This is a genomic window from uncultured Methanobrevibacter sp. (assembly GCF_902769175.1).
Classification (GTDB): Archaea; Methanobacteriota; Methanobacteria; order Methanobacteriales; family Methanobacteriaceae; genus Methanobrevibacter.
The window spans coordinates 1-9,404 of sequence record NZ_CACXNW010000051.1 but is presented as its reverse complement, the minus strand read 5'-3'; the positions used below and the strand labels follow the sequence as shown (position 1 = coordinate 9,404).

The following is a 9,404-nucleotide window of genomic DNA, read 5'->3' as shown; positions in this document are numbered from 1 at the left end:
AAAAAAAAACCTAAAAAAATATAAAAAATTCAACAAAAAAGAAATTAAAAAAAAACCTAAAAAAATATAAAAAATTCAACAAAAAAGAAATTAAAAAAAAACCTATAAAAATATAAAAAATTCAACAAAAAAAGAAATTGAAAAAAAGATTAAAAAAAGATTAAAAAGAATATTTTCCAAGTAGTGGAAAATTATTCAGAATCTTCGTCTTCTTCTCCAGTTTTATCATTGTATTCAGTCATTTTCTGATTTAATGGAACTGAGAATTCATCTTCAATACCTTGTCTGTAGATTGAGTTCATGGTACAGAATGGAATTACTCTTCCATCAGGAACTGCATAGTGAATTACACAGTCTTTTACCCTATCAGTATCAAAGTTGAATGGGTCCATAAAGTGCATGCATGAAATAAGCAATGAATTCACGTGGAATTCACCTAAAGCATCATAGGATTGGTCTTTAAAGATTCCATATAAAATCTTTTTCATGTCTAAGCCAGATGGAGCTAAAGAGTCATCAATGATTTTTCTAATATTTTTGGTAGCACTTGCAAGAACTCTTGATTTAATACCGAATCCACCATCTTCCAATTTTTCAGTGTATTTGTTTAAGAATGCCAAGAACCTATCAATATCAATGAAACGAGTGATAGGAATAATCTTGTCTCCATCCATAAATATATAGGTAGCTGAACCACAGTGTTGGTGACAGTTTAATGTTACTGGAGGCTCTTCATTTCTTAATGCTCCAATGAATTCAGATACAGGTTGTACAGAAGTAGCTGAATAGAAGTCATCTTTTGCTATTTGGCCTTCAGTTTGCTCTTCCACTAATTTTAAGAAATCAGAAATGGTGATTCTTTGCTCTTCCACTTGGTCAGAAGGGGTTCTTCCTGCAAAAGCTACAGGCTGGAAGTTTACACCGTGAACAATATCAATGTTTTCAATAGCAAATCTAATGATGTCACCGATTTGTTGGTCGTTTACACCTTTTACAACAGTAGGTACAATTACAACACCTAAACCAGCTTCTCTACATTTTTCAATAGCTTGCAATTTTACATCTAACAAGTTTTTGCTTCTTGCTATTAAATAAGGCTCTTCTGTAACACCATCAAATTGTAAGTAAACAGTGTTTAATCCAGCATCTTTTAATTCTTGAGCATAACCTTCTTTTTTAGCAATTCTTATACCGTTAGTTGCAATTTGAGTATGTGAAAATCCTTCTTCCTTAGCGATTTTAATTAACTCAGGTAAATCTTTCCTTACAGTTGGCTCACCACCAGCATATTGAATAGCTGGAGCAGGAACTGGTCTTTCATCTCTTAAATTCCTAAGCATTTGACGAATCTCATCTTGAGTAGGTTCAAATAACTTTTTGGAAACAGCAGCATTAGCAAAACAAATAGGACATTTTAAGTTACATCTGTTTGTTACATCAATTAATCCTAAAACAGTAAATGATTCATGTTCTGAACAGATACCACAGTTTGAAGGACATTTTGCTACCTTATCAACCATTGGATTTTCTAAATCTTTAGTGAGAGAATCATATTGATCAACTCGGTCATATAATTCTGCATCACTCCAATAAGTATTATTAAACTCCCCGTGTTCTGGACATTCTTTTTTAATCCAGACTCTTCCATCCTCTTCGTAAACCTCAGCATCTAAAGGTTTAAGACAAATAGGACATAAACTAGTTGTATTTTTAATATGCATATTTTCACCACAATCGATTTTGAATCTGTATACTCTGTGTAAAATTAATCATTATTTTTTTATTTAATTTAAAAATAAAATTTCATAAACAGTAATTATGATTTTTAAAATTATATAAAATCCTTAAGCAATATAAGAAAAATCATAAAATGATGTTTTTCAAAAAAGATTTGAAAACTTAAAGATTTCATATATCTTATATTAACATAATAATCTTAATATATTTTTCATAATATTTAAATATAATATATAAAAACAATGAAAATAAAAACAAAATTGGTAATCTATTATAAAAAAATAAAGAAAGAGAAAAATAAAAAATTCTTAATACGAAAAATGAAGATTATGGGAAAAAACTAAAACAATAAATAGATAGGGAACATATTAAGTAATAGAACATAAATAAATAGTATTAATTAAGTTTGTTAAGAAATATCACATTTAGGTGCATCATATGAAGTTAAGCGAGTGGATTAAAGAAAACAACATTCCAAATAACAGAATCTTAAAAGTTCTTGAGTATTATGAAAGCATTGACCCAATAAGCTTTAATGATCCAGAAGATGTTAAAGCGGAAGTTGAAGAACATGGATTAAGATGGGTAGCCAATAAATATGGGGTCAGTGAAAAAGTATTGAAAGAGTATGGCTGGAGATTTAAAAAACGAGATGATAAAGGAAAAAGACGAGAAGAAACTCCAATCATAAAAACAAATGAACAAAAGCCATTAGTGGATATCTTCGATGACGAAAGCTAAAAAAAGAACAAAATCCACTATCAGATATCTTCGATGCGAAAAGCTAAAAAAAGATATTTTAATAAATAGTTTAATTTTTAATTAAAAAAAGGATATGCTTTCATTTAAATATATAAAAAGAATTAACACAAAAGTAAAAAAAAAAAAAAAAAGTTTTTGGTCCAGGTTTTGCATTGCTAATAGCAATGGAAAAGCGGGGATTAATACCAAACATCCTTGATTCCAAATAAATAAGCTACAATATTGGAACCTAAATGCAATATAAGTGAAAGCAATACAATGGTTATGAAAAGCTGCAAGTTAATTCTAACTACTATCAGGCTTAATAAAAGTGCACCTAAAACAAAATCCAATTGATCCATAAATGGAGCTGCCTGTCCGCTTTCTAGACCCATTCTTCTTTTAAAGAAACTTCCAACTGCATCACCTAACAATGCACCAAAAGCCATCAGGAAACCTAATATTAAACCACCGAATATGCTGCCATAAACAGGAAGGTCTATCACTCCTCCAGTTAAAACGCTTAAATCTCCATAATATGTTCCTATTATTCCTAAAACTACCCCTACAAGAGTTCCAAGTATAGTTCCATTTTGTAAACCTTTCCATGTTACTCCATTACCGATTATCCTGCGACCATCAGACCAATTCTTTCCACCATCAACTGGTGTTCCACCGCCAAAAGCAAGGCCGCTTAGATTAGCAACATAAGCAGGTAGCATGAAATATACTGTACCTAAAATAAAAATCAGTAATTTAAATATTTCAGAATCCATTATTTGCCTCAAAACTAAATTCAATAAAATTATACATTTAATTGTTTATTTTTAATTATTTATAAATTTAAGCATGAAAAGTTTTTATTTTCTATTATTTTTTAAAAAATCTTATTAAAAAATCATTTATAATCAAATGATAACGAATAACTATAAAAAAATAAGTGATTAATCAAAAATGATTAAAAATATGCACTTTAAAAGAATTATTGCTTAATCAAATGATTAAAACAATGCCATAAAAAGAATCATTGCTTAATCAAATGATTAAAACAATGCCATAAAAAAGAATCATTGGTTAATCAAATGATTATAAGAAGATTCCAATAGCCTATAGGATTGTACGAAGGCTTCAGACCTAGTATCCACTTCAGGAATCTCATAAACAAATACTCTTGTTCCTGTTTGAACTATCGGATTGTCAACATTGAGGATTGAAGTACTTTTAGTAGGCAATGTCTTATTTCTCTTATAATGGTTGAATCCTATTTCATTAGTGACCACTTCTGCCAATTCAACTGAAGCATTATCCATTGTTGGAGTGGCTATATAATATCCTTCACCATAAGTAGGCTCATGGTCATGGCCTATAATGACCAAATCAGGATCTGATTTTGCCACTTCATTCACAACATAATCGTGAACAAGAGACTCACCATTAGCTCTGCCTTTGTTAAAGTCTTCAGGAGAATCAGTTACCTTAATACGATAATTAATCACTTCTGCATCTCCATGTGTTACTGCAAAGAATCTGCAAGCGAGAGGAAGAACAAATAGATGAAGCTTTTCTCTTGAATGCATACCGGAAACAACTGCAATTTTTATTCTAGGATTATCAGTATGAGTATAATTGACCTTTGTTACAGTACCTAAACTGTTTTCTCCTACCAGTTCAGAACTCCCTTCTGAAAATACAAAAAATGCTAAAATAGCTGCAAGAATAATTATCAGACTTATAATAATGATTTTTGCCTTTTTACCCATAGTTACACTACACCATTAATTAACCAATAGATATTCACTTTAAAATATAAACAAAACATTTATTCAATCTATTTTCCAAAGATATTCACTTTAAGATATAAACAAATCATTTAGTCAAGATAATTTTTCATCATGATTGCAGTTCCAATAGCTGGAGCAACTGTACATTCATCATCAGTATAGTAGTCACCCATTGACTTGACATCAAGCCCTAATAGTTTAGCTGCTTCTGCACATAAAATGTCTTTTCCAAGACCTGTAACAACAACCTTATCCAATCCTTCCCTATCACTTACTTCCTTAAGGCCAGATGCAATTTGCTTTACCTGTTCCTTATGGATATAATCAGCCATTACCTTAATGTCATCAATTGATAGGATATCCAAATCTGCACATACAACCCTTGAGATTCTTCTTGCAGATTCCTCTTTAGATTTACCTGCACCATCACAGGTATCGCAGACATAATCCTCATCCTTAATCAATCCTAAAACATTATAAACATCAGCAGTACTTGCAAACAATTCAGAAGCGACCCTATAGTTTTCTCCGTTTAATGGAATTGAATCTACAAAGCTTGTCAAATTGGTTCTTAAGGTTCCTGTGTAAACAAGCTCTCCAGTTGCAGATCTTTCAAAATCAGTTCTTCCTTTAGCACATTCCTTTCCATCCTTAATTGGAATTATGTCAGTGGTTGTGCTTCCAGTATCAACAAAGATGCAATCCTTTTCGATTTCAGCTACAATCTGAGAAGTGGCAATCCAATTGGCTGCTGCAACTTCAATAGGGTTTGCCATAAGTTCAGCAAGTGACAATACCTTTTCAACACCAATATATGCAACTGGACAATCGAATAGCTTTTCACAAGTGGTTGCAATGTCCAATACGCCATCAACTTTTGTTTCAAATGCATCCACTAATTCTGCAGTCATGGAAATCCCTACAGCATCTATTTCATCTACAGGACATACCTTTTCAATCAAATCATATAAGACATTTCCCAACCTTTCATTTTGACACCACATAGGCAAATATTCAAACACTGTTTGAATATCCTTTATTTCACCATTTTCATATTCAACGATTGCTAAATCGGTGTTTGCACCACCAATATCAAATCCTGCTACTTTCACATTATCACCAAAATTAAAAAACATAATTTATTTGATTCATATTTAAAAATATAATTAAATTAAACTATTAGTTGATTATATTTATATAAATTTTTAAATTAAACTGAATAAAGGAATCATTCCCCTATTTTAATATTTAACATTCCATTTTCATCCTTAGAGAAGCTTGCCTTATCACTAAATTCTATTTCACCAATATCTCCAATGGATATTTTTTTATCAATCAAATCAATGATTGTTTGCCCAATGTTTATATTGGAAACCTTTTGAAGACCTACATAAGAGGTTGTAAATCTTGAATTGATTTCAATCAAATAAACATCATCTGCAAGGATTAAGTCAACACCAACAAATCCTTTAAGACCTGGAATGAATTCACAAGCCCTTTTAGCTAGTTCAAATGCCTTGTCCTTTAGAGGATGATCATAAGGAACGTATCCTCCAAGGTATTCTCCGCCATTTTCATCTATTTCAACAATCTGCTTATTTAAGCTAATAAGCAATGCCTCTTTACCATCACAGAGAAGAGAAACACTGCAAACATCTCCAGGAATATACTCCTGAACTATAAATCTTGAGCCAGTAGGATAGATGTTTTCAAGCTCATCAATGTCCAGTTTAGAGGAGATGACTTTAAGGTCATCACAATCCACTCCAAAACGTGGCTTTGCTATTAATTTGTTCTTTTTAACTTTATCCCTATCTGAATTGTCTAAAACAGGAATGTCTTTAGGCTTCTGCATGATTGGAACTGTTCCATCATCAATGCCATCTCCATAATCTCCATTGATTCTGTCAAAGAAGATTTGAATAGCACTTTTCCAATAGGTTTTAGGGTTAATGAGAATATTATAAGTCATTGGCTGCTTTACCCTATTCTTCAAATAATCAAAGGTTTCAAACTTGTCTGAGGTAAGATTAACAGCATAATGGTCAGATCCATAAACCTTAATGTCTTTGAGTTCAAGCAATTTAGTTAAATTGTATAGGTTCATGTCTCCTTCAGCTGCAATAAACATAGCCCTATCAAAGACATAAGCCTCTCTTTCTAACCAATCCTCCAGCTTCTCGTCAATGATGATTGTTTTCACATCAAAGTCAAAATCATCAAAGATATCTTTAAATTGCTTTGCAAGCAAAACATAAATATCTTCATCCTTTATATCACTGACAAGTGATCTGATAAGTTCTACAGCTTCTGAAACAATTGATAAATCCTCTACACCGGCGGAAGTAAAGTACTCAAACACCAATATTGAATCATCATTAACATCTTTTAAATCAACCATTTGAATCGCCTAATAAATAAAATAATATGATAATTGTTTTTAAATTAAAATTTAATTAAATATTAATTATTAATTGATATTAACCCTTAATGCTCCAATAATTCTTGATTAAATGAATCAATTTCTGTAATCCTCATAAATGATTGTCAATCCATTAATATTCAAGTCATCATATGGGAATCTGATTTCTTCTTCTTCAAATGCTATCTTAATCAATGAATTGTTTTTATCTTCAAACTCACTTACAGTAATGTCCTCATCAATAAGCTTCATATGACGGGTAAAGCTTGACATTACCTCTTCAGGAGCTACCATCTTAAGAGTGTCCTTTTTATCTGACTCTTCAATAATCTTAATCATTAGCTCTGCTGCATTTCCCATTCCATAAGGGTTTTTAGCAGATTTCATCTTATTTGCAAATTCCTCATCAGCTAATATTTTCCTTGCATTTTCAAGTATGACTTGCTTATCGGAACCTACAAGGATATTTCCTCCTGCTGTAACAGTTTCAGGCCTTTCTGTATTGTATCTTAAGGTAAGTGCAGGAACATCTAAAGTGATAGCCTCTTCCTGAAGACCACCTGAATCTGTTAGTATAATAGTTGATTTTGAAATGAGAAGTAGGAAATCAAGATATCCTACAGGCTTAATGATGTGAACATGAGAAAGGTCGTTTAACCTGTCAAATAGACCGAAATTCTCCATTGTCTTTTTGGTTCTTGGATGTATAGGGAAAATAATGTTCATATCATCAAGTGCTTCCAAAGCTTCGATGATACGGGTTAAGCGTTCTTTATCATCAACAGTTTCAGCCCTATGCATTGTTAATGTAAGGATGTTTTTCATATTGTCAATATCCAAATCGGCAAGTCCCTCATCATATTCTGACTTGTCCCTACTTTTAGATATTTCAAGATTTCTGAAATAAGCATCTACAACTGTGTTTCCTGTAATGAATATTCTTTTTCTTGAAATTCCTTCCATAGCAAGATTAACTGCAGATTCTTCAGTTGGAACAAAGTATAATTTAGAGCAAATGTCTGCAGCAAGCCTATTGATTTCTTCAGGCATTGTCTCATCAAATGAACGAAGCCCAGCCTCCACATGCCCTACTGGAATATGCAATTTGCTTGCAACAAGTGCACCTGCAAGCACTGCATTTGTATCTCCTTGAACAAGCAAAATATCAGGCTTTTCATCAAGAAGCACTTCTTCAATTCCTTCCATCATTTTACCTGTTTGCTTTCCATGAGAGCCAGAACCAACATGAATGTTATAGTTTGGAGTAGGCAATTTCAAATCAATGAAGAAATTTTCAGACATTTCCTTATCATAATGCTGACCAGTGTGAATCAATAACAGTTCATGACCTCTCTTTTCAATCTCATCCATTACAGAAGCCATTTTAATTATTTCAGGCCTTGTTCCAAGTACAATCGCTATTTTCATATTAAACATCCCGTATATTAGTTGATAATAATGATAAATTTTATATTAATTTATGTTATATTAGTTTATGTTTTTCAAATAATATATAGTTTAATTAAATGCTTATGAAAAAAGACTTTGGTGAATAAAAAAAGAGAATGTTTTAAGAATTCCTTAAAAAAATAAAATAAAGAAATTTAAGATTTAGTTAAAAAAGGACTTCGTAAAAAAGTTTAGGCTTAAAATCATAAATAATTTTTACTTATAAAAAATCTAATAAAATTAAAATAAGCCTATAAAATTTTACAGTCTCAAAAAAAGAAAAATAATTAATTCAAAATAGAAAAAATCCTCAACTAAAAAAAGAAAAAGAAAAATAATTAATTCAAAATAGAAAAAAATCCTAAACTAAAAAAAGAAAAAGAAAAATAATAAATTCAGAATATAAAAAATCCTAAACTAATCATTTAAATGTTATAGATAGGAGGAATTACATATCCTTCTTCATGTGACTTTTTAATGTCGTTCATTAAAAGCTTATAATGCTCTGGAGTGAAGAAGATTTTGCCCTCTTCTAATTTTCCATTAAACATCTTTTCTACAAATAACTTTACTGCCCACTTAGAGGAAGGGTATCCTAAATTATTTAGCACACTGTTTACTATCACTATAGTGTCTTCTAAAGAGTTTAATCTGTAAACATCTAAGATCAAATCAAAAAAAACAATATCTTGGACCATCATTATTCCCATTTATGTACTTGCCATGATTGTCCTTAAAAAATTTTGAAAAATTATTAATTTCTGTTTGAATTAGAATTTCCTTTTCTTCTCTAGCAAAAGGATTATTATTGTTACTTTTATTTAGGCTCGAAATTGCTCCACTATCCAAATTATCACTACCTCATTAAATTCTGCAAATTTTAATTTAGAAGTGTTTCCTCATATTCAAGCATTATTTTCTGAAGCCTAAATTTAATAGAAAATAGATTCATCACAAAATGATTTAATAGAAAATAGATTCATCACAAAATGATCAATATATTTTCTTTTAAATTTAGAAAAGTTAACATAATCATAAGAAATAGTTAACTAAATCATTCCAACAATAGTATATTTGTAAAAAGAATATATTAAGTATTTTCGAATTCAAGTGCTTGCTTACATATAAACGGATTATAAAATTATAAAAAATATTTTAAAAGAAATAGGGAGAATAATGGAAAATAAAAAACTATTAAAAAAAGATAAAAATGAATAGAAGAAGAGTAGAGCTTGCAAAATCAAATCTTTAAAAAAAAAAAAAAAAAAAAAAAA

General features: G+C 30.4%; 8 protein-coding genes. 1 reads left to right on the top strand and 7 read right to left on the bottom strand.

The annotated features are described in order from the left end of the window. Positions 1 to 191: 191 nt before the first annotated feature. A complete protein-coding gene (gene tes / locus QZV12_RS13225; RefSeq protein ID WP_295622592.1) occupies positions 192 to 1,721 on the bottom strand; it encodes a tetraether lipid synthase Tes in 1,530 nt (509 codons plus the stop codon). A 454-nt stretch (positions 1,722 to 2,175) separates the two neighbouring features. Between tes and QZV12_RS13220 the strand changes: the two genes are divergently transcribed. After that, positions 2,176 to 2,478, top strand: a complete 303-nt coding sequence (locus QZV12_RS13220) for a hypothetical protein (RefSeq protein WP_295622590.1) — start codon at positions 2,176 to 2,178, stop codon at positions 2,476 to 2,478. Between the two features lie 200 nt (positions 2,479 to 2,678). On the opposite strand, the gene QZV12_RS13215 is transcribed toward QZV12_RS13220, so the two are convergent. From QZV12_RS13215 to QZV12_RS13190, 6 genes are all read right to left on the bottom strand, one after another. Beyond that, a complete protein-coding gene (locus QZV12_RS13215) occupies positions 2,679 to 3,254 on the bottom strand; it encodes a CDP-2,3-bis-(O-geranylgeranyl)-sn-glycerol synthase (RefSeq protein ID WP_295622588.1) in 576 nt (191 codons plus the stop codon). A 291-nt stretch (positions 3,255 to 3,545) separates the two neighbouring features. Then, positions 3,546 to 4,238 (bottom strand): hypothetical protein, encoded by a 693-nt coding sequence (locus QZV12_RS13210; RefSeq protein WP_295622586.1) that lies wholly within the window; start codon positions 4,236 to 4,238, stop codon positions 3,546 to 3,548. A gap of 110 nt (positions 4,239 to 4,348) precedes the next feature. Beyond that, entirely contained in the window at positions 4,349 to 5,371 is a 1,023-nt protein-coding gene (locus tag QZV12_RS13205; protein WP_295622584.1) for a hydantoinase/oxoprolinase family protein, read from the bottom strand. A 116-nt stretch (positions 5,372 to 5,487) separates the two neighbouring features. Beyond that, positions 5,488 to 6,660 (bottom strand): ATP-grasp domain-containing protein, encoded by a 1,173-nt coding sequence (locus QZV12_RS13200; RefSeq protein ID WP_295622582.1) that lies wholly within the window; start codon positions 6,658 to 6,660, stop codon positions 5,488 to 5,490. Positions 6,661 to 6,777: 117 nt separating this feature from the next. After that, positions 6,778 to 8,109, bottom strand: coding sequence for a non-hydrolyzing UDP-N-acetylglucosamine 2-epimerase (gene wecB / locus QZV12_RS13195; protein ID WP_295622580.1), 1,332 nt, complete (start codon positions 8,107 to 8,109; stop codon positions 6,778 to 6,780). A gap of 446 nt (positions 8,110 to 8,555) precedes the next feature. Beyond that, entirely contained in the window at positions 8,556 to 8,840 is a 285-nt protein-coding gene (locus QZV12_RS13190) for a hypothetical protein (RefSeq protein WP_295622578.1), read from the bottom strand. Between the last annotated feature and the right edge of the window lie 564 nt (positions 8,841 to 9,404).